This window comes from Mesorhizobium sp. M0626, assembly GCF_040320665.1.
Classification (GTDB): Bacteria; Pseudomonadota; Alphaproteobacteria; order Rhizobiales; family Rhizobiaceae; genus Mesorhizobium.
The window spans coordinates 1-19996 of the sequence record NZ_JAMYQD010000037.1 but is presented as its reverse complement, the minus strand read 5'-3'; the positions used below and the strand labels follow the sequence as shown (position 1 = coordinate 19996).

18 protein-coding genes and 1 pseudogene are annotated in these 19996 nt (G+C 63.9%); 10 read left to right on the top strand and 9 right to left on the bottom strand.

The features are described 5' to 3' along the window. Nucleotides 1–21: 21 nt before the first annotated feature. Complete coding sequence (gene rsgA, locus NKI37_RS30815; RefSeq protein WP_502896331.1) at nucleotides 22–1047, bottom strand: ribosome small subunit-dependent GTPase A; 1026 nt, start codon at nucleotides 1045–1047, stop codon at nucleotides 22–24. A gap of 256 nt (nucleotides 1048–1303) precedes the next feature. Between rsgA and NKI37_RS30810 the strand changes: the two genes are divergently transcribed. Next, complete coding sequence (locus NKI37_RS30810) at nucleotides 1304–1684, top strand: endonuclease/exonuclease/phosphatase family protein (RefSeq protein WP_023726494.1); 381 nt, start codon at nucleotides 1304–1306, stop codon at nucleotides 1682–1684. A gap of 216 nt (nucleotides 1685–1900) precedes the next feature. On the opposite strand, the gene NKI37_RS30805 is transcribed toward NKI37_RS30810, so the two are convergent. Next, entirely contained in the window at nucleotides 1901–3496 is a 1596-nt protein-coding gene (locus NKI37_RS30805; protein ID WP_023671073.1) for a GMC family oxidoreductase, read from the bottom strand. Nucleotides 3497–3801: 305 nt separating this feature from the next. Here NKI37_RS30805 and NKI37_RS30800 point away from each other — a divergent pair, with 305 nt between their 5' ends. The 4 genes from NKI37_RS30800 (at nucleotide 3802) to NKI37_RS30785 (ending at nucleotide 8496) form a co-directional block, all read left to right on the top strand. Next, on the top strand, nucleotides 3802–4872 hold the full coding sequence (locus NKI37_RS30800) for a sugar ABC transporter substrate-binding protein (RefSeq protein WP_023671074.1): 1071 nt from the start codon (nucleotides 3802–3804) through the stop codon (nucleotides 4870–4872). Nucleotides 4873–5031: 159 nt separating this feature from the next. Then, nucleotides 5032–6015, top strand: a complete 984-nt coding sequence (locus NKI37_RS30795; protein WP_023671075.1) for an ABC transporter permease — start codon at nucleotides 5032–5034, stop codon at nucleotides 6013–6015. A 5-nt stretch (nucleotides 6016–6020) separates the two neighbouring features. After that, complete coding sequence (locus NKI37_RS30790; protein WP_023671076.1) at nucleotides 6021–7523, top strand: sugar ABC transporter ATP-binding protein; 1503 nt, start codon at nucleotides 6021–6023, stop codon at nucleotides 7521–7523. A gap of 4 nt (nucleotides 7524–7527) precedes the next feature. After that, entirely contained in the window at nucleotides 7528–8496 is a 969-nt protein-coding gene (locus NKI37_RS30785) for an ABC transporter permease (RefSeq protein WP_352788463.1), read from the top strand. A gap of 74 nt (nucleotides 8497–8570) precedes the next feature. Here the strand turns inward: NKI37_RS30785 and gloA are convergent, their stop codons facing one another. Beyond that, on the bottom strand, nucleotides 8571–8981 hold the full coding sequence (gloA, locus tag NKI37_RS30780) for a lactoylglutathione lyase (protein ID WP_023691899.1): 411 nt from the start codon (nucleotides 8979–8981) through the stop codon (nucleotides 8571–8573). A gap of 161 nt (nucleotides 8982–9142) precedes the next feature. Here gloA and NKI37_RS30775 point away from each other — a divergent pair, with 161 nt between their 5' ends. Together NKI37_RS30775 and NKI37_RS30770 are read left to right on the top strand one after the other, a co-directional pair. Further along, nucleotides 9143–10585 (top strand): FAD-binding oxidoreductase, encoded by a 1443-nt coding sequence (locus tag NKI37_RS30775; protein ID WP_023828360.1) that lies wholly within the window; start codon nucleotides 9143–9145, stop codon nucleotides 10583–10585. 3 nt (nucleotides 10586–10588) lie between these two features. Further along, on the top strand, nucleotides 10589–11383 hold the full coding sequence (locus tag NKI37_RS30770) for a FadR/GntR family transcriptional regulator (RefSeq protein WP_352788466.1): 795 nt from the start codon (nucleotides 10589–10591) through the stop codon (nucleotides 11381–11383). A gap of 321 nt (nucleotides 11384–11704) precedes the next feature. Here the strand turns inward: NKI37_RS30770 and NKI37_RS30765 are convergent, their stop codons facing one another. The 5 genes from NKI37_RS30765 to NKI37_RS30745 all read right to left on the bottom strand — a co-directional run bounded on the left by NKI37_RS30765 (nucleotide 11705) and on the right by NKI37_RS30745 (nucleotide 15651). Beyond that, complete coding sequence (locus tag NKI37_RS30765; RefSeq protein WP_352788469.1) at nucleotides 11705–12592, bottom strand: AraC family transcriptional regulator; 888 nt, start codon at nucleotides 12590–12592, stop codon at nucleotides 11705–11707. A gap of 473 nt (nucleotides 12593–13065) precedes the next feature. Next, the gene (locus NKI37_RS30760; RefSeq protein WP_352788471.1) at nucleotides 13066–13452 is read right to left on the bottom strand and encodes a hypothetical protein; all 387 of its coding nucleotides are present in this window, start codon (nucleotides 13450–13452) and stop codon (nucleotides 13066–13068) included. A 62-nt stretch (nucleotides 13453–13514) separates the two neighbouring features. After that, nucleotides 13515–14195, bottom strand: a complete 681-nt coding sequence (locus NKI37_RS30755; protein WP_352788473.1) for a hypothetical protein — start codon at nucleotides 14193–14195, stop codon at nucleotides 13515–13517. A gap of 12 nt (nucleotides 14196–14207) precedes the next feature. Then, a complete protein-coding gene (locus tag NKI37_RS30750) occupies nucleotides 14208–14615 on the bottom strand; it encodes a hypothetical protein (RefSeq protein WP_352463706.1) in 408 nt (135 codons plus the stop codon). 109 nt (nucleotides 14616–14724) lie between these two features. Further along, nucleotides 14725–15651, bottom strand: a complete 927-nt coding sequence (locus tag NKI37_RS30745; protein ID WP_352788475.1) for an NAD(P)-dependent oxidoreductase — start codon at nucleotides 15649–15651, stop codon at nucleotides 14725–14727. Nucleotides 15652–15755: 104 nt separating this feature from the next. Here NKI37_RS30745 and NKI37_RS30740 point away from each other — a divergent pair, with 104 nt between their 5' ends. From NKI37_RS30740 to NKI37_RS30730, 3 genes and pseudogenes are all read left to right on the top strand, one after another. Continuing rightward, complete coding sequence (locus NKI37_RS30740; protein WP_023737587.1) at nucleotides 15756–16496, top strand: FadR/GntR family transcriptional regulator; 741 nt, start codon at nucleotides 15756–15758, stop codon at nucleotides 16494–16496. A gap of 226 nt (nucleotides 16497–16722) precedes the next feature. Further along, a pseudogene (locus NKI37_RS30735) lies at nucleotides 16723–17710 on the top strand (aldo/keto reductase). Nucleotides 17711–17918: 208 nt separating this feature from the next. Then, nucleotides 17919–19067: an extracellular catalytic domain type 1 short-chain-length polyhydroxyalkanoate depolymerase gene (locus NKI37_RS30730; protein WP_352659288.1), complete on the top strand. Its 1149-nt coding sequence runs from the start codon at nucleotides 17919–17921 to the stop codon at nucleotides 19065–19067. Between the two features lie 47 nt (nucleotides 19068–19114). On the opposite strand, the gene NKI37_RS30725 is transcribed toward NKI37_RS30730, so the two are convergent. Next, the gene (locus NKI37_RS30725) at nucleotides 19115–19735 is read right to left on the bottom strand and encodes a hypothetical protein (protein WP_027049775.1); all 621 of its coding nucleotides are present in this window, start codon (nucleotides 19733–19735) and stop codon (nucleotides 19115–19117) included. Nucleotides 19736–19996 lie beyond the last annotated feature (261 nt).

Here is a 19996-nt window from a genome sequence, read left to right as displayed (position 1 = left end):
TCGCTGGAATTTTCCGGATGTTCAACGCCGCTTCGGGCGCGCGGTAGGAGATTTGTTGCCGCGCGGGCCGCTCTGAACCGGCGTGTTGCCCTGGTTTTCCTCCGACAGCTTGCGCCAGCGGGCAAGGCGCTCAGGGTCGAGCGTACCCGCCTTCAACGCAGCCTGCACCGCGCAGCCCGGTTCGTGGACATGGGTGCAGTCGCGGAACTTGCACAGCGGTGCGAGCTCGGTGATTTCGGCAAACAGCGTGTCGATGCCGGATGCGACGTCGCTGACATGCAGCGTGCGCATGCCCGGCGTGTCGATTACCCAGCCGCCACCGGCAATGGGGTGCAGCGACCGCGCCGTGGTGGTGTGGCGACCCTTGGCATCGTGCTCGCGAATGCCCGCAGTCTGTTGCGGCGATTGCTGCGCCGCTCCGGCCAGCGTGTTGACCAGCGTCGATTTGCCGACGCCGGAGGAGCCGACCAGCGCCACCGTCTGCCCTGCGCCACACCAGGGAGCAAGCGCCGCTGCGGCATCGGCGACGCGCGGGTTCAGCGTCACTACGGGCAAACCACGCTGAAGGGCGGCAGCCTGGCTTTGGTATCTCTCGGCATCGTCAGCGGTGTCGGCCTTGGTCAGCAGGATCACCGGCGTCGTTCCGGCCTGGTTGGCCAGCGCCAGATAGCGCTCGAGCCGGGCGATGTTGAAATCGGCATTGCAGGACGTCACGATGAACAGCGTGTCGACATTGGCCGCGGCCAGCTGCGGGATCCTGCCGCCCTGGGTACGGCGCTCCAGCACCGTCTTGCGGGTCAGCCGGCGGCGCAGCAGATGTGTATGCTGCTCGACCAGCACCCAGTCGCCGACGGCGTAGTCGCCGGTGTTGGCATTGGCCGGCAGCGTCAGATCCACTGGCCCTGCCCGGGACAGGCCGGCCAGGCGGTCGCGGTGCACCGAGGCGATGCGCGTCGGCACGAGGTCTGCCTCATCGGCTTCAAGCTGGTCGCCGAAGAAATCCGTCCAGCCCAGGCTTGCGAGGGAAGCCGTCACGGTTTTGACCACGGCGACGGCGTCACAGACATCGGAGAGTATCCTTTGGCAAAATGGGCGCGGACCCTCGGGGCGGTTGTTCAAGCCGTGTATGGGCGGCATGGCGGCATTTGGCAAGCCGAACCGCGCCGATGGCCAAGCCGTTTCGCGCACCGCTTGGAACGCATCGAGGCGGTGGTTCGCTGAACGTCACCAGACACGGAAACCTACCGTGGCACCTATCCACGTCGCGTGCGTCGAGGGTCGTTCAACATTGAGGAAAAGTCCTATGCGCTTACGTCTCGTTACTCTCAATGTCTGCAACACGGAAGGCGAACCGGAGCGCCTGGCGGCCATCAACCGGGAGCTGGGGCGGCTCGACCCGGATCTGGTCGCCTTTCAGGAGGTCGTCCAGACAGCCGATGTGAAATTCCTCGATACGCTGCCCGATGGTTTGGATTTGCATGCAACGCATCAGGCCTCGTCGTCGACCTCGAAGTTGGCAAGGACGGCTGAGGATGGCAGGTCGGGAAGCCTGGTAGAAGGGAGGGGGATGGCCGGCGCCACAGGGGGCGGGGGGTTGGGATGGGGTTGCCTGAAGCACCGGCCAAAGCGGGACAAGTCCCACGTCCACAAGCTAGCAGAGGTTGGATCGGTTCATATGGTGTGATCGCGGAACTGGCGCCAAAGCGCTTTCACATCCCCGCGCAGGCGTCGGCAACGGGCCCGCAACCGGGGGTTTCCGGTCGGTTGGTGGGTTGCGCAAGCGCCGGTTGAAGGCGCTGCGGGAGGCTGTCGTTTTTAGTGGGGTTCGAGTGCTATGCGCTCAGCGACAGGTGCTCAAGGCAAGGCAATCGCATGGCGCCACCACATGCCATTGTCCTGCTTACGCCACCGGCAGCATCCGCCCCGCAATCAGATCCGCCGCCTTCTCCGCAATCATGACCACGGCGGCGTTGGTGTTCGACGACACGATGCTCGGCATGACCGAGCTGTCGCAGACGCGCAGGCCTTGCAGCCCGCGCACGCGAAGCTCGGGGTCGACGACGCTGTCGGCATCGCCGCCCATCCGGCAGGTGCCGACTGGGTGATAGGCGCTGCGGCCATGTTCTCGGGCGAAGGCTTCGAGTGCTGAGCGCCCCTGCATCGCCTTGCCGGGCAGATGCTCGCGGCTGATGTATCTGGCGAAGGCTGGCTGCGACAGGATTTCGCGGCTGATCTCGATGCCGTCGATGGCGCGTTCGAGATCATAGCGCTCGGCGAACGGGTTGGGGTCGATGATGGGCGCATCGCGCAGGTCCGCGGACTTGAGCGTGACGCTGCCGCGCGAACGCGGGCGCACATGGTAGGAGTTCAGCGTGCAGCCATTGCCGCCGGGAACCGAGCCGATGCCTTCCTCAACGCCGGCGCCGGGCAGGAAATGGAACTGGATGTCCGGCGTCTTCTCCGCGCGGTCGCCCCACCAGAAGCCGCCGGCCTCGACGATGTTGGAGGCCACCGGCCCCTTGCCGAACAGCGCATATTCAAGACCGGCGACCGCTTGCCAGCGCTTCTTCTTGTAACGGTCGATGCCGTGCGGTCCGTTGAGCTCGGCGACGACATCGACGTCCATGTGATCGTGCAGATTCTGGCCGACGTTTTTGGAATCGTGGACCACCTTGATGCCGTGATGGCCGAGATGCACGGCCGGGCCGATGCCGGACAGCATCAGCAATTTCGGCGAGCCGATGGCGCCGGCGGCGACGATGACTTCGCGCTCGGCGCGGAGCAGTTCGGTGCGGCCATTGACGATGATCTCGACACCGATGGCGCGGCCGTTCTCGACCACGATGCGGCTGACGGAGGCGTCGGTGCGTAGCGTCAGATTCTTGCGGCCGAGCGCCGGCTTCAGATAGGCGACCGCCGTGCTCGAGCGTTTCCCCCGACGCGTCGTCGTCTGGTAGAAGCCGGCGCCCGCCTGCTCACCGGCGTTGAAGTCGGCGCGGAAAGGAAGGCCCGCCTGCTGCGCCGCCTTGACGAAGATGCGGGTCAGCGGATGCGGCGCGCCGCTGGAGACGCCGAGCGGGCCGTCAATGCCATGCTGCGCATCGGCAAAAGTGTCGTTGCCCTCGGAGCGGACGAAGTAGGGCAGCACGTCGGCATAGCTCCAGCCGGCACAGCCGGCGTCAGCCGCCCAGCCGTCATAATCCTGCGGGCAACCGCGGGTGAACACCTGGGCGTTGATCGAGGAGCCCCCGCCCAGCACGCGGGCTTGCGGATAGACCATGGTGCGGCCGTCGATTTCCTTGCCGGGCGCGGTGTCATAGCCCCAGATCAGCGGCCCCGACGTCATCTTGAAGAAGCCGACCGGCAGATGGATGTAGCGATCGGTGTCGGGCGGACCGGCCTCGAGCAGCATGACGGACACGTCCGGGTCCTCGCTCAGCCGGGCGGCCAGAATGCAGCCAGCCGAACCGCCGCCGACAATGATGTAATCCGTCATTTCCACTCCCGGGTTCTCTTTGTTGGAGCATGATCTCCGGACAAAACGGTTTCTCGATTTGTCCGAGAAAACCGGTTCCCACTTCTAGGGATCATGCTCCGGCGGGCGATGAAAATCACCGCCCCTTCCTCTTGCGCGCGACGATCTCAAGTCGCTTGTGCCACGTCAAGAGAAAGGGTATGGTTATCGTGTTGAAGGGTTGTCGTACAAGTGGAGGAGCTTGATGATCCTCACCAGGAGGTCCCGGCCGCGCTCCCTGCGCAAGATGCCGGGCGGAACAGAATTCAATCGGGAGGTTTCGAGGTATGAACGACACGAAGAATTTTGCGGTCAACCGGCGCACGCTGATGATGGGCGCCACCGCCGGCGTGGCGGCACTCGCCATGCCGAGCGTGTTGCGCGCGCAGGACAAGCCGACACTGGTGACGTCGATCCGCTCGCTGTCCAACCCCTATCACGCGGTGTGGAAGACCGGCGCCGAAGCGTATGCCAAATGGGCCGGGCTGGAGCACGTCACGCTGGTTTCGGAAGGCAACAGCGAGAAGGGCATTGCCGACATCAAGGCGATGCTGGCCAAGACCGGCGGCAACATGGTGCTGAATTCCGATCCCAACGACACGCCCGATGCGCGCCCGATCGTCGAGGCCTGCGCCAAGGCCGGCGCCTATGTGGTGACGCAGTGGAACAAGCCTGGGGATCTGCACCCGAAGGATTTCAACCCGAACTATGTCTCGCATATCGAGTTCGACGGCATCGACAGCGGCAAGACCATCGCCGAGATCCTGTTCAAGACCATTGGCGGCAAGGGCGGCATCGTAGCGCTCGGCGGCCTGATCTCGACCACGGCGGCGATCGAGCGCAAGAAGGGCCTCGACGCAGCCCTTGCTGCCAACCCGGACATCAAGCTGCTCGACTTCCAGGTCGCCAACTGGAAGTCGACCGAAGCCTTCGACCTGATGGGCAATCTGCTCACCCGCTTCGGCGACGACATCAAGGGCATCTGGGCGGCCAATGACGATATGGGCTCGGGCGCTCTGGAAGCGCTGCGTGCCGAAAATCTCGCCGGCAAGGTGCCGATCGTCGGCGTCGACGGCATCAAGACGGCGGTCGATGCGGTGCGCACCGGCGAGTTCGCCTGCACCGTCACTTCGGATCCGTTCTGGCAGGGCGGCATGGGTCTGGCCATCGGCTACAACGCCAAGATCGGCAAGTTCGACCCAACCAAGGAGCCCGCGGAGCACCGTGAGTTCTACGGCAAGGCGGTGCTGATCTCGCACGACAATGTCGAGGAATATTACAAGACCAATGTCGATGCGAAGCCCGAGATCGACTGGAACGATCTGTGGGGCCGGGTCACCGGAGCAATCCGCACCTGATCCATCGGAGTGGGCTGCAACTCCCTGGCGGCCCGCTTCCTCCCGCAGCCGTCGCGATCCCCTTGTCGCGACGGCTGTCACCAGCAGACGGGAAGCGGTTTCTTGACAATCCATACAGAACCCCTGAAGTCCGTTTCGGACATCGAGCGGACGACGCCCATGACATCGTTCCCCGGCCGCATCGCGACATTCCTGGGCGGCAGGCGCTGGCGCAGCCTGGCGCCGCTGGCGGTGCTGATTGTACTCTGCGCACTCATCGCCATTGCCAATCCCAATTTCATCGAGCTGCGCAATCTGGTGCGGCTTGCGAATTCCGCCGCCGTGCCGCTGACGCTGGCCATGGGGCTGACCTTCATCATCCTGATGGGCAGCATCGACCTTGCAGTCGAAGGCACGCTTTCGGTGGCGGCGATGGTGCTTGTGCTGCTCGCCGCCAATGACGGCAACGGCAACGACTATGGCTGGTGGGCGGTGCTCGCTGCCATCGCCGCCGGCACCGCCATGGGCTTCGTCAGCGGTCTCGTCCAGACCATGCTGCGCATCCCGTCCTTCATGGGCACGCTCGGCATGTGGTTCATCGGCCTCGGCCTGTCGGTCTATATGCTGGGCGGCACGGCCATCAAGCTGAACGACGCCTCGATCCGCGACCTGGCCTTGCACCGTTTCCTCGGCCTTCCGGTGGCGGTCTGGGTCGCGTTCGGCGCCTTCCTGCTCTCCACTGTCATCCAGTATCACACCAAGCTCGGCCGCCACATATTGGCGATCGGCGGTGATGAGGATGTCGCCAAGCTCTCCGGCGTCAATGTCGTGCGCGTGCGCATCACCGCTTTTGCGCTGGCCGGTTTCTTCTTCGGCATTGCCGGCGTGCTGGCCGCGGCACAGCTAGGCCAGTCGCACGCCGTCATCGGCGACGGCAGGCTGTTTGCAGCGGTCACCGCAGTGGTCGTCGGCGGCACCGCTTTGACCGGCGGCGAGGGCGGCGTCGTCAACACGCTGATCGGTGTGCTGATCGTCACCGTGCTTGCCAATGGCATGATCCTGCTCGGCATCTCGCCCTACATCCAGCAGACGGTGCAGGGTCTGATGATCATCGCCGCGGTGGCGCTGTCGCTCGACCGTGTCCGCCTGAAAATCGTCAAGTGAACGCCATGCTGCAGGCGTCCAACATCATCAAGAATTTCCCCGGCGTCCAGGCGCTGCGCGACGTCTCCATCGAGGTGCGGCCCAATGAAGTTGTCGGGCTGATCGGCGAGAACGGCGCCGGCAAGTCGACGCTGATGCGGGTGCTGGCCGGCGGCTACCGGCCGGATGGCGGCTCGCTCACGCTGGATGGCGAACAGCTGCGCATGCGCAACGCCCGTGATGCGGCCAGGCATGGCATCGGCATGGTGTTCCAGGAGCAGTCGCTGGTGCTGAACCTGACGGTTGCCGAAAACATCTATCTCGGCGAAGAGGACCGCTTCACCCGCTTCGGCCTCGTCAATTGGCGCGCCATGAACGCGGCGGCGCGGCGGCAACTGGCCAAGATCGGCATCGACATCGACGTCACCGCGCGCACCTCCGAACTCACCTTCGCCGCACGCCAGATGGTCGAGCTCGCCAAGGCGCTGACCTTGGAGGAAGTGGTCGAGCGGCAGTTGCTCATCCTGCTCGACGAGCCGACCTCGGTGCTCAACGCCGCTGATATCGAGGTGCTGTTCGCGCGGGTGCGCTCGCTTAAATCCCGCGCCAGTTTTGTGTTCGTCTCGCACCGCCTCGACGAGGTGCTCAACATCTCCGACCGTGTCTACACGATGAAGGACGGCGCGGTCGTCGCCGAGCACCGCGCAGCTGAAGTCACCGCGCCGGAGCTGCACGAGATCATGGTCGGGCGCGGCCTGCAGGCCGAATATTACCGCGAGGCCCGCCAGCTCGCGCCGCGCGATATCGTGATGGTCGAGGCCAAGGGGCTTGGCGCCAACGGTTACTATCACGGCGTCGATCTCTCGATCCGGGCCGGCGAGATTGTCGGCATTGCCGGCGTCGTCGGCTCCGGCCGCGAGGAGGTGACGCGCACCGTTGGCGGCTTCGTCCAGCATGATGCCGGCGAGATGAAAATCGCCGGCGATGCCGTGCGCTTCTCCTCGCCGGAGCCGGCTGTGCGCAAGGGCATCGGCTATGTCCCGCGCGAGCGCCGGCTCGAAGGGCTGGTGATGTTCCTGTCGATCGCGGAGAACATTTCGCTGGCCGATCTCTCCAGCGTCATGCGCCATGGCGCCATCGACTATGGCAAGGAGCGCCGGCTTGCCGCCGACTGGATCAAGCGGCTGCGCATCAAGGCGCCCGGTCCCGATGCCGCCTGCCGCAAGCTCAGCGGCGGCAACCAGCAGAAGGTGGTGCTGGCGCGCTGGATGACGGCGGGCTCGCGCATCCTGGTGCTCGACCATCCCACACGCGGCCTCGATGTCGGCGCCAAGGAGGAGGTCTACGAATTGGTGCGCGATCTCTCGGCGCAAGGCGTGGCGATCCTTTTGATTTCCGACACGCTGGAGGAAACGATCGGTCTGTCGCACCAGGTGCTGGTGATGCGCGACGGTGCAATCACCGCGCGCTTCGATGCCAGTCCGGGCAACAAGCCGAACCAGGTCGATCTTCTCAGGGCAATGGTGTGAACCGATGAATGAGGCGTTCTCCATCAGGCAGGTTTTCGAGGGCAAGTGGACGCAAGGCGCCATTCCGCTGATCCTGCTGGTCGGCCTGCTGCTGATCATCGAGATCGCCGCGCCCGGCTTCCTCACCGGCGAAACCGTGGCGCTTTTGTTTGCCAACACCGCCGTGCTGTTCATCCTGGCGACCGGCGTCACCTTCGCCATTCTGCTCGGCGGCATCGATTTGTCGATCCAGGCGGTGGCGTCACTAGCCAGCGTCATCCTGGCGCAATTGCTGCCGTCGCTCGGCCTCGCCGCCTTTCCGGTGGCGATCCTGTCGGGGCTCGCCTTCGGCGTGTTGAGCGGTGTCGTCCACGTCAAGCTGCGCGTGCCGTCCTTCGTCGCGACGCTCGCCACCGGCGGCGTGGTCACCGGCCTGGCGCTCTGGGTCTCCAATGGCCGCGCCATCACCATCGAGGAGGCTGGTCGCGAAAACACCGCCTGGATCAACGCCACTGTCGCCGGCATTCCCGTGGTGGTGCTGATTTCGACGGTGATCGGCATCGCCGCCTTTCTGGCGCTGCGCTACACACGCTTCGGCCGCCAGGCGATTGCGGTCGGCGCCGGCGAGCCGGCGGCGTGGGCGGCGGGCATCAATGTCGACCGCACCAAGATCATCGCCTTTGCCGCGTCGGGTATGCTCGCGGCCATCGCCGGCGTCGTGCTGGCAGCCAGGCTGTCGAGCGGCTCGCCGGTGCTGGCCAACCAGCTGCTGCTGCCGGCCATCGCCGCCGTCATTGTCGGCGGCACGGCGATCACCGGCGGGCTCGGCGGCGTTGCCCGCACGGCGGTCGGCGCGCTGATCATCTCGATCGTGCGCATCGGCATGACCTTTGTCGGCGTCAATATCTTCCTGGAAAACATGGTGTTCGGCGCGGTGCTGATCGCTGCCGTCGCCATTACCATCGACCGCAGCAAGATCGCGGTCATCAAGTGATCCCGCCTCCCAGGCAAGCGCGGACAGGACGGGACCGCATCGGCGCGAGGCCGATGCGGTCCGGCCCGATCGGATCACATCGTGTCGAGGCCGATCAGCTCGATCTTGTAGCCGTCGGGGTCTTCGACGAAAGCGATGTGGGTGGTGCCGTGCTGCATCGGGCCGGGCTTGCGCGGGATCTTGGCGCCGCGCTTTTCCAGTTCGGCGCAGACGGCGTAGATGTCGTTGACGCCGAGCGCCAGATGGCCGAAGCCGGTGCCGATCTCGTAGGGTTCGTCGCGGCCCCAGTTCAGCGTCAGCTCGACGACGGCTTCCTTGTCCTCGGGGCCATAGCCGACAAAGGCGTTGGTGAACTTGCCGCCGGGGTAGTCGTCGCGACGCAGCAGGGTCATGCCGAGCACCTCGGTGTAGAAGGCGATCGACTTGTCGAGGTCGAGCACCCTGATCATGGTGTGCATATAGCGAAAGCCCGGGGCGTCGCTCATTGGGGAAGTCCTCCGAATTCTGTGATTTGCGAGTCTGATCATCCACATCGAACGCTTGGCGGTAAGATGGCCTCGCTTGATGTTCTCAATCAGGGTTGTATGATAACACGACAACGCCGGTATTTGTCCAGTCGTTTTGCCGAGGGGCCCAGAGCCAATCCATGAATGCCGTGCCGCCAACCTCCGCATCGCAGATCGCAGCCCTGGCCGGCCTGCTGCCGAATGGCGGGCTGCTGACCGACGAAGAGGATCTGGCGCGCTACAGCCGCGATTGGTCGGGCGATCATTTCGGCCGGCCGCTGGCCGTGGCGCGGCCCTCTTCGGTGGAGGAAATGTCGGCGCTGATGCGGTTCTGCCATGCCGAGCGCATTCCGGTCGTGCCGCAAGGCGGGTTGACCGGGCTCGTCGGCGCCGCAGTGGCGGCGGATGGCGGCGAGATCGTCATCTCGCTGGAGCGCATGAACAAGATTCGCTCGATCAGCCCGACCGACTTCGCCATGGTGGTCGAGGCCGGCTGCATTCTCGAGGACGCCAAGCGCGCCGCCGAAGCGAGCGACTGCCTGCTGCCGATCACTTTCGGCGCGCAGGGCAGCTGCCGCATCGGCGGCAATGTCGCCACCAATGCCGGCGGCTTCAACGTGCTGCGCTACGGCATGACGCGCGACCTGGTGCTTGGCCTCGAAGTGGTGCTGGCCGACGGCCGCATCTGGAACGGGCTGAAAGTGCTGCGCAAGGACAATCGCGGCTATGATCTGAAGCAGATCTTCATCGGCTCGGAGGGCACGCTCGGCATCGTCACCGCGGCGGCGCTGAAACTATTCCCCAAGCCGACGCAGATCGAAACCGCGCTGGTTGGCCTGCGCTCCGTCGAGGACGCGATGGCACTCTATGCAAGGGCGCGGCGCGATTGCAGCGATTTGCTCACCGCCTTCGAACTGATCCTGCGCGGCGGCATCGAGATCACCATGCGCGAAGGCCAGGATTTTCCCGATCCGCTCAGCCAGCCCTATCCCGTCTATGTGCTGATCGAGGTGTCGTCGGGCGGGCTGATCGACCTCTCCGATATGCTGCTGGGGTTTCTCGGCAGCGTCGAGGACATCGTCGAGGACGGCGTCATCGCTTCGACCAGGGCTCAAGGTGAGCGGTTGTGGCTCTACCGCGAGATCATGGTCGAGCGGCAAGGCAGGGGCGGGCGCTACCTGCGCACCGATGTGTCGGTGCCGATCTCCAGGCTTGCCGATTTCGTCACCGATGCGCTGGCCGCCTTGGAGAAAGCCCGGCCCGACGCCCTGGCTGTCACCTACGGCCATGTCGGCGACGGCAACATCCACCTCAACGTCGTGCCGCCGGAAGGCATGGGCACCGAGGCGATGGAACATCTGTTCGAGCAGGCGGAAGCCGAGATCTTCACCGTCGTCGATCGCTATGGCGGCTCGATCAGCGCCGAGCACGGCATCGGCCGGGTCAAGCAGAAGGCGTTCCTCGAACGCATCGATCCGGTGACGCTCGACCTCGCCGCCGGCATCAAGGACGCATTCGACCCGCGCCACATTCTCAGCAACGGCCGCATTCTGGCGTCCGCACCCGCCGTCGACTATAGGTGAGCGATGACGCTGAAACTCGACAAGGTCAATCGCGGCCCACACCTCTCCACTCTGGTGGCCAGTTCCATCTCGCGCGAGATCGCGCAAGGCCGGCTGAAGCCGGGTGACCAACTGCCGACCGAACAGGCGCTGGCGACCACATTCGGCGTCAGCCGCAACGTCGTGCGCGAGGCGATCGCGCGGCTGCGCTCGGAAGGCCGCATCTGGTCGCAGCAGGGGCGCGGCGCCTTCGTGGTCGAGAGCAACAACCCGACGGTGCTGACCATCGACCATGAGACGCTGCAGCGCGCCGACTCGTTTCGCAATCTGTTCGAACTGCGTGGCATCCTCGAAGTGCAGGCGGCGGCCCTTGCCGCAAAACGGCGCAGCGACGCCGATCTCAAAGCCATGGGCGATGCGCTGTCCGGCATGCGCGCCGCCCCCTATGGCAGCGTCGCCTGGCTGCGCAGCGACCTCGAATTCCACCGCACCGTCGCCGAGGCGACGCGCAATTCCTACATGGGCCAATTCCTGGTCTTCGTGTCCGAGCGGGTGCGCGAAAGCATTCTCGCCGCCGGCAACCAGCAAAAGTCGGACGACATGGCCCGCATCACGCTCGGCGAACATGAGCGCATCCTGAGAGCGATCCGTGCCGGCGACGCCGAAGGAGCGCAAGCGGCGATGCGCGACCATCTGGCGGGCGCGGCGCTGCGGGTGGGGTTGCATGAGGGGGAAGCTGCGGAGATAGCGCCGGGGCCCGAGGCGGCGTCTCCGGTACGGCATTCGCGGTTGCGGAAGGCTGTGCGCGGGCAGGCTTAGGGATAGCCTTGCCTTATCCGCGCGCTGGGCCAATCGCCTATGGCGGCGCTGACCCCCACTCCGTCTCGGCTTCGCCGAGCCACCTTGCCGGGGCGAGCCACGGGTCTCGCCCGTCCTTCGGACCCCCCATTTCATGGGGGATGAGGAAATGCCAATCTCCGACATCGCAGCCCTTCAAAGCTTGGGTTTCCTCTCCCCCACGAATGTGGGGGTAGAGGTGGCTCGGCGAAGCCGAGACGGAGTGGGGGAGCGCCATATCAGATTTCACTCGGTCGTCGGCTCAACCAGCTCAGGGCCGGAGATAGGCCGCCACCCACCGCGCTATTTCAGCGGCAAAAACAGCTCAAGCACCACCTCGCGCACCGGTCCGTTCGACGAAAAGTGTCGCTGGCAATAGATCGGAAAGTCGCGCGCCTCCTCGCCGCTGGCCGGAAGCCATTCGCGGTAGAGGTAGAGCGCTGCGGGCTCGAGATTGTTGGTGTTGCCGGGATAGCGCAGCACCGCGCAGCGTCCGCCGGGGATCACGCCGGCCTTCATCTGCGCGTCCTCGATCGGCCCGCCTTCTACCGGCAGGTCGGTTCCGGCACAAATATCCATGCTGTAATCGGCCGGGTTCGCCGGCTCCCTTTCGGAACGGAAGATGTTGAAGGTCGGGCTTGTGTGGGGCGAGAGGCCGGCCGCCTTGCGCCAGGCGATGAAGCGCTGGATGGTGTCCTGGAGCGTCGCCCGGTCGCCGCGATGCTCCATGATCGCCACCGGCGTCGGGGGCACATCGCGGATCATCACGTCGGCGGGTTCGAAGATTATCTGCATGAGCGTGGTCCTTGCTTTGTCGAGCGGCCCGAAGGCCATGAGCCACGCCCCCCAGTCGGGAGACTTCCGGAACGACGAAGGCGATTGTCCGAACCGTTGCCGAAAGGCGCGGGCGAAGGCATCCGGTGCGTCGTAACCGGCATCCATCGCTATGTCGGTGACGCTTTGGGCGTCGCTCTCGGCAAGCCGGTACGAAGCGCGCTTCAGGCGGGCGAGCTGGACATAGCGATGCACGGACAAGCCGAAGGTTGACGTGAACTGCCGGTGGAAATGGTATTTCGAGAACGCCGCGACGCCGCTCAACGCTTCCAGGCCCAGATCGCCGTCCAGATGCTGGTCTATGTGGTCCAGCACCCGCTGCATCCGGGCATGGTAGTTTTCAAGTGCCGTCATCAACGTCTCGTCCTGCGTGGCGACACCAGATAGGCGCCGTCTGATATGTCGCGCTCGACCGATCTTGCGGTTTGACATGGATGGGTTGGTGCTCGCCAGCCTACAGGCGCGCCTGATCTGCTCGAGAGTGAAGCGGCAGCGCCTGTGCCGGAGGTCGCACCTCCGGTGCGGCATTCAAGGCAAGGAAGGCTATCCGCAAGCAAACCGAGGGATAGGAGTTATGCCATTGGTGTCGGCCTGTCGCCGCGAAATAATAGGCCAGGTCGGCACCGAAAATTCAGATTACTCCAGAGATGGCGGGCTTTGGTGTTTCTTCGCTTCTATCCTCTGGATTGCTAAAGCCCGAATTAGAGGAACGAGGGCGGGTTCTGGCTGATCTGGCAGAGGCGATCCTGCGTGGCGAAAAAACGCCCGATCCTTGAACCATCCCACGGCCATATGCAGATCTATAAATTTCTTGGATCGCTCGCGAATATCTAAAACAGTAAGAACTTTATCAGTTCTGGTGCGAATTTGGTCCAGTTAAAAAACGGCGTTATGCCGATACAGGTGTCACCGGTATCATCGAACTTCGCCGAGAAATGCGCCAGCTCGTGTCGTTTTCTGTAAGACTTAGAGAGTTTCGCAGAGAGCTGCGCCCACATGGTAGCTTCAATCTCATCGATGTCTTCTAAGGACATCAGCCGGTCGCAGATTGCCAGTCGTGTATCGAAACTGATGATCGCGTCAAAAACGGCATATGCTTTTTGTTGGGTTCTCATATCAGCCGCCGCCATGAACAGATTGGCTATCTGTATTTCTACCAACGACCAATTTGAAAGTGCGACGCCTATGCTGCGCAAGGGGTCAGGATTTGAGGTCATGAGAGACACCAGTCAAAAAGAGGATAGAACCAAATTCAACGAGGGCGGGCATCGACGAGCATCTACGTTTTAATGCGTTTCTTTCGCGCAGCCTTGGTCTTATGGAAGCGCGGGCGGTCAGCAGACGGAAGCGCAGGAATAAGATTTTTGGCCATGAGAAAACGGAACAGTTCTATTCCCGCTTCGTAAATGAAGTCCGCGTCTTCCCTGAGCTTGGGTAGCGGCATTGGGATCATGTCAGCGCGAACGCTACCTCTTGCGCTCGTTTTGACGACAAAGACTTCACGCGTGCGCTCATCGGTGCACCAAAGGTTATGCGCGATATTGTTTCGCTTTTCGGCCGCCTTACCTACCAGTTCGATCAGCTCGTCGAGCTTGTCTAAGTCATCTAGATCGTCGAGCTTGATTTCTGCGACGGATTTTAAAACGTTCTCCCGGAGAGGCGCCGTCATATGGCTTGTAACAGCCCAGCCAAGCTCAGCGTCAACGCCAAGGCATCCGGCTATCGCCATTTGCAAATGGTCTTCGGTCTGCGCGTAGGCCGCACAGGCGAGGCCGATTGTTTGTAGGTGACGAAGCGGGATACTTCTCGGATCAAAATTCAAATTGCGAAATTTATCTTCCATGCCTGATACCCCCAAAGACAAAGACCAGGAAAAGCGCGACGAGGTGTTGCGCCGCTTGCCGAAGATGCCGCAGAAGCCAAAACCCTTGACCGCTGCGAAGAAAAGGAAGCTTGCCAAAAAGGCTTCTGGCTAAAGGACAACAACAATAGCCACAATGGCGCAAACCGCAGCGATTATTGCTGCAACAGCTGCCGCCCATGCGGCGTTTTTTGCGCTTCGGGCAATGCGTATCTGTTCCAAATTGGAGAGCGACGCACGATTGCGGTCCAAATCTTGAAGCCAGTCTTCTGCAAGGGCTCGCTTGTGTCCAACTTCGCCATATCGCTTGGTGACGACACGTGTCCGCACTTCACTCTCGCCAAGTTTATCCAGCTCGGCCCAAAACGATTCCTTAGTGAAAGTTTCTTGCGCCATTAGTAGTCCTCCCAGCCGAGAGCCTACTTCTTTTTTCGCTTGTTTAGGAGTCGCTTCACCTTCTGCTTGGGCGAGACTGGCTTCACCAATCCGCCGATATGTAAGGCGCTTGTCGTGAGCCATGCGAAGCAGTCTTCGGCGCGCTCCGAACGGAGCCGCCGCGCTCGACCAGCGTACGCTACAGTTGACTTACGCTCGAATACGCGTTTGCCGCGCCTTATCGATCCGCCCCTCACCCAGCTGACGGCTCCACCAGCGACACTCCATTCAGCCCCGCCACAATATCCGACAGCGCCGGCACGAACTTCTCGCCATGGCCTGTGGTAACAGCCGTGGCGAACCCATTGCGCACCGCCGCGCCGATCGGGTTGGCGATGCCGGCGGCCTGGGCGAAGGAGGCGAGGTAGGTCATGTCCTTCAGCGCGTTGGCGATGGCGAAGCGTTGGGCGTTTTCGTTGCGGTTGAGGACGAAGTCGATGAAGGCCTGGTAGAAGCCGCAATCCATGCGGCTGCCGGAAATGACGCTGTTGAAGACCTGGGGCGTCAGCCCGGCCTTGGCACCCAAGCTCAGCGCTTCGGAATAGATCGCGGAATAACCCATCGAGACGAAATTGTTGAGCAGCTTCATGGTGTGGCCGCTGCCGGTCGGGCCGGTGTGGACGACACGCGCGGCGAAGGCTTCGAGCACCGGCCGCGCTCGGGCGACGACCTCGGCCGCACCGCCGACCATGACGTCGAGCTTGCCCTCGGTGGCTTCCTTGGGCGTGCGCGCCAGCGGCGCGTCCATCAGCGTCATCCCCTGCTCCGCGACGTCGGCGGCAAGCGCTGTCGTCGATGACGGATTGGAGGTCGAGCAGTCGATGATCAGCAGCGGCGTCTTGGCCGCAGCAAGCCCGTCTGCGCCCTTGACCAGCGCTTCGACCTCGCGCGAACCGGTGACGCACAGGATGACGATGTCGCTCGCGGTGGCGAGCGCGCGCGGGCTTGGCGCTTCGGTGGCGCCGGCGGCGATCAGCCGGTCGGCGGCCGTGCGGCTGCGGTGGACATGCACCGTCAGCGGCCAGCCCTTGCGCAGCAGATTGTCGGCCATGCCGGCGCCCATACTGCCCAGGCCGATGAAGCCGATGCGTTCTTTCACGCAATCCTCGGGTTTTTTCATGTAATTCTCCTTGGACCCACACCGGCGGGCTCACCTTTCGTCACCTTGCGGCGAGCACCTGTCGATGCAATCCTTTGAACAAGAATCGAACCGGAGTCGCGCTGATGGCGGAGCCCATGACTTTCGACGCCATACCGCAGGCGCCCAACCTGCGGACGGGTCTGGTCAACACGCTGATTGCGCAGATCGAATCCGGTGACCTTGCGCCGGGGCAGCGGCTGCCGACCGAGCAGGAGATTGTTGCTGCCACAGGCGTCAGCCGCACCGTGGTGCGCGAGGCGCTGGCGGCGCTGCGTGCGCGCGGGCTGATCACCACGCGCCAGGGGCTCGGCGCCTTCGTCGCCAAGGATCCGCCGCCGAAGACGTTTTCCGTGCTGCCCGACGATCTCGAATCGATCGACGAGGTGCTGCGCGTGCTCGAACTGCGCATGGGCATCGAGGTGGAAGCGACCGGCCTTGCGGCCCAACGGCGCAGCGAGGCGGCGCTTCAACAGATGAGCGCGCGGCTCGACGCGCTGGACGCGGCGGTGCGCGCCGGCGGCTCCGGCTCGGAAGAGGATTTTGGTTTCCACCGCGCCATTCTGGCGGCGACGCAGAACCCGAATTTCACCCGGTTGTTCGACACGTTCGGCAGCGCCATGGTACCGCGCCATTGGACGCGGCTCGACCGCATGACCGAGGATGAGCGGGAAAAATATCTCGACCGCATGCAGCGCGAGCATCGCGCCATTCTCGGGGCCATCGAAGCCAGGGACGTCAACGCCGCGCGCCGCGCCATGCGCAGCCATCTGACCAAAAGCTATGCCCGCTTCGAGGATCTGCGCGACAAGGCTGTTCACGATTAGGGAGCCAACCACGGTTGACCGACTGCTCATCCGGCGACCCCGCCGAGATAAAGTTGGCGCATCAGCGACATGTTCCTCCCGGCTCCAAATTGTTGCAATCTTGCCGGGTTGTCATACAACCCTGTAGTCTGGTAAATCCCAGGAAGAGGGATGTCAATCGCGTTGCCATGCGGTATGAGGCTCCCGAAATCAGAACCGTCATCAAAGCCGCAAGTCAGGAAGCAAAATGCAGTCACGGAAATTTGGCCGTACCGGCAGATCAGTCAGCGAGATCGGCTTCGGCGCCTGGGCGATCGGCGCCGCCTGGGGCGAGGTCAATGACGACGATGCGGTCGCCGCCCTGCATGCCGCGCTCGATGCCGGCGTCAGCTTCCTCGACACCGCCGACGTCTATGGCGACGGCCGTTCGGAAAAGCTGATCGCACGGGTTATGAAGGAACGCGGTGGCGCGCGCCCGTTCATCGCCACCAAGGCCGGACGGCGGCTGCCGAAGCAGACGGTCGAGGGCTACAGCGTCGAGAACCTCACCGGCTGGATCGACCGCAGCCTGACATACCTCGAGACCGACACGCTCGACCTGGTGCAGCTGCATTGCCCGCCGACCGATCTCTACTATCATCCGGAGGTGTTCGAGCGTCTCGACAAGCTCACCGAGCAGGGCAAGATCCGCAACTACGGCGTCAGCGTCGAGCGCGTCGAAGAGGCGCTGAAGGCGATGCAATATCCCGGCGTTCGTCAGCGTGCAGATCATCTTCAACGCCTTCCGCCAGCGCCCGGCCGAGCTGTTCTTCGACCAGGCGAAAAAGAACGATGTCGCCGTCATCGCCCGCGTGCCGCTGGCCAGCGGCCTGCTGTCCGGCAAGTTCAGGGCGGACACCAAGTTCGAGACCACCGACCATCGCCTGTTCAACAGGAATGGCGAAGCCTTCGATGTCGGCGAGACGTTTTCGGGCGTGCCCTATGAGGTCGGGCTGGCGGCGGTCGAGAAGGTGCGGCCGCTGGTGTCAGGCGACACCACCATGGCGAAATTCGCGCTGCGCTGGATCCTGATGTTCGATGCGGTGACGGTTGTCATTCCCGGCGCCCGCAATCCAGCGCAGGCGGTTTCCAATGCGGAAGCGGCTGAGCTTGCGCCGTTATCCTCCGAGTTGATGGCCAAGGTGAAGGCGGTCTACGATGAGAACATCAAGCCCTACGTGCATCAGCGCTGGTGAGCCAGCGCCTGCCGCCCTCGACCGGCTGACTGACCAGAGGTCAGCCGGGGCAAAATTGCGCTCGTCGTTACAAGCTGTGCAGCGGATCCTGTGATCCACCGGTCATTTAATCGGCCGTGCCGCTTGTTATTGTGCAGTGCAGCAACGATATTGCTGCGTGTGCGTTGTGTGCACGAGTCTGCCCATTCCGGCGCGCAAGGATACCAATTTGCGAGACATATCCGATACGATCGCCCGGCTGAGCGCGATGCGCCGCCGGCCAGCCGGTGCAGGACAGAGCAAGGACGATCACCTGTCCGAGATGACAGGGTTCGGGTCCAATCCGGGCGCCTTGCGTGCGCGGCTTTATCTTCCTGAAAACCTGCCGAAGCAGGCGGCGCTGGTCGTGGTGCTGCATGGCTGTACCCAGACTGCCGCCGGCTACGACCATGGTTCCGGCTGGACCGAACTTGCTGCCGATCAGGGTTTTGCCGTGCTTTTCCCCGAGCAGCAGCGCGCCAACAACGCCAATCTTTGCTTCAACTGGTTCGTGCCAGGCGATATAAGCCGCGACGGCGGCGAGGCGCTGTCCATCCGCCAGATGATCGAGGCGGCGGTGGTCACTCACGGTCTCGACCGCAAGCGGATATTCGTCACCGGCCTTTCCGCTGGCGGCGCCATGGCGGCGGTGATGTTGGCGACCTACCCGGACGTGTTTGCCGGTGGCGCGATCATTGCCGGGCTTGCCTATGGCAGCGCCTCGACCATCCCCGAAGCCTTCGACCGCATGCGTGGCCATGGCGGCCCGTCCAGAACCGACCTGCAGCGTCTGTTGCGGGAGGCTTCGCCGCACAAGGGGCCGTGGCCGAGGATTTCGATCTGGCAGGGCTCGGCCGACACGACCGTGGTGCCTTCCAATGCCGGCGCGGTGCTGGCGCAATGGCAGGGCGTGCACGGCCTCGCCCAAGCGCCGACACGCACGGAAAAGGTCGACGGTCAGAGCCGCAAAGTCTGGTCCGATGGCAAAGGCCGCGACGTGGTCGAGGCATACAGCATTGCCGGCATGGGCCATGGCACGCCATTGCAGGCGAGCGGCGACAATGCTCTCGGCAAAGCAGGGCCGTTCATGCTGGATGCCGGGATTTCCTCGACGCGCCACATCGCCCGTTTCTGGGGGCTGACGAAGCCAGAGGTACGACGCACGGCGAAAGCCAAGGCCGCTTCAGGCACTGCATTGCAGCCTTTCTCGCCGAAGGAAAAACCGCGAGCTGTCCGTGTCGATCCGGCCCCGGAGCCTGTCAATCCGCCAGGCGGTCCGGCGGGCGGGATCACCAAGGTCATCGAGGACGCGCTGCGGGCAGCGGGATTGATGCGCTGAGGCGGAGGCTCGCCCCGCACGAAGGACAAGGGCAAGCACCAGCATCATTATCGCAGCAGGCCTTCGTCCTCGAACGCATCCCAGCCCTTCAGTCCGGGCGGCGGGCCCTCCGTGTCCCGGGCGTTCCTCGCAGTGCGCGCTTGGCCAGTGCCCTTTCCCGCGCGCGTCAACGCGGCCTTGCCCGCGCCGCGCCGCCTGTTCTCGGCGACTTCCTGGACATCCTGCTCTCTCCACACGGTTGCCAAATCGCGGTCCAGGACGTCCTCGATGTGGCGCGGGTCGAAAACGTGGAAGGTGACAGACTTTGATCGCCCACGCATCTTGACGGTGCGTGTGCCGGTGCTTTGCAGCCGACCGTCCTTGAGCCATTTGTGGCGCTCGCGCGAAGAGATCGTAAGGATATCCTCGACCTCGCGTGGAAGCACAGGCAGCGCCTCCACTCCCTCCAGTGTTTTGGAGATACTGGCAGAGGCGGCCTTGAACGCTTCCGCTTCGGATCTCGACATTCGCAATGCGATGCGCCCCGTCTCGGCCTTGACGTGCTTCCTGACTGCCCATGGCAGCCGGGCTCTGACTTCACGTTCGATCCCCTTGGAGCGCACGGCGGACCCGAGTGTCGCTGACGGCGACAACGGCCATTCGGCAATCAGTTGCGGGGACGGGCTCATGCCTTCCTGGGGCTGGTTTCGTTGGTTCGATGCTAACACGGCAAGAGCCGGTCAAGCCAAGGCAACAGCGAAAAGGGGCAGGTCCGAATAGACCCGCCCCTTATGGCCGAAATTGAATGTCGCTCGCAGCGCGCCGACAGCACCCTTGGCCCCGCGGGCCGGCGGGGGGGGGGGGGGGGGGGGGAAGAAGGGGGGGGGGGGGGGGGGGGGGGGGGGGGGGGGGGGGGGGGGGGGGGGGGGGGGGGGGGGGGGGGGGGGGGG

Excerpts from the sequence above, each read along its gene's own strand:
- NKI37_RS30775 (WP_023828360.1), top strand. The coding sequence starts at position 9,143 with ATGAATGCCGTGCCGCCAACCTCCGCATCGCAGATCGCAGCCCTGGCC.
- gloA (WP_023691899.1), bottom strand. The coding sequence starts at position 8,981 with ATGAGCGACGCCCCGGGCTTTCGCTATATGCACACCATGATCAGGGTG.
- NKI37_RS30740 (WP_023737587.1), top strand. The coding sequence starts at position 15,756 with ATGGCGGAGCCCATGACTTTCGACGCCATACCGCAGGCGCCCAACCTG.
- NKI37_RS30750 (WP_352463706.1), bottom strand. The coding sequence starts at position 14,615 with ATGGCTCACGACAAGCGCCTTACATATCGGCGGATTGGTGAAGCCAGT.
- NKI37_RS30770 (WP_352788466.1), top strand. The coding sequence starts at position 10,589 with ATGACGCTGAAACTCGACAAGGTCAATCGCGGCCCACACCTCTCCACT.
- NKI37_RS30725 (WP_027049775.1), bottom strand. The coding sequence starts at position 19,735 with ATGAGCCCGTCCCCGCAACTGATTGCCGAATGGCCGTTGTCGCCGTCA.
- NKI37_RS30810 (WP_023726494.1), top strand. The coding sequence starts at position 1,304 with ATGCGCTTACGTCTCGTTACTCTCAATGTCTGCAACACGGAAGGCGAA.
- NKI37_RS30785 (WP_352788463.1), top strand. The coding sequence starts at position 7,528 with ATGAATGAGGCGTTCTCCATCAGGCAGGTTTTCGAGGGCAAGTGGACG.
- NKI37_RS30800 (WP_023671074.1), top strand. The coding sequence starts at position 3,802 with ATGAACGACACGAAGAATTTTGCGGTCAACCGGCGCACGCTGATGATG.
- NKI37_RS30795 (WP_023671075.1), top strand. The coding sequence starts at position 5,032 with ATGACATCGTTCCCCGGCCGCATCGCGACATTCCTGGGCGGCAGGCGC.
- NKI37_RS30745 (WP_352788475.1), bottom strand. The coding sequence starts at position 15,651 with ATGAAAAAACCCGAGGATTGCGTGAAAGAACGCATCGGCTTCATCGGC.
- NKI37_RS30805 (WP_023671073.1), bottom strand. The coding sequence starts at position 3,496 with ATGACGGATTACATCATTGTCGGCGGCGGTTCGGCTGGCTGCATTCTG.
- NKI37_RS30760 (WP_352788471.1), bottom strand. The coding sequence starts at position 13,452 with ATGACCTCAAATCCTGACCCCTTGCGCAGCATAGGCGTCGCACTTTCA.
- NKI37_RS30790 (WP_023671076.1), top strand. The coding sequence starts at position 6,021 with ATGCTGCAGGCGTCCAACATCATCAAGAATTTCCCCGGCGTCCAGGCG.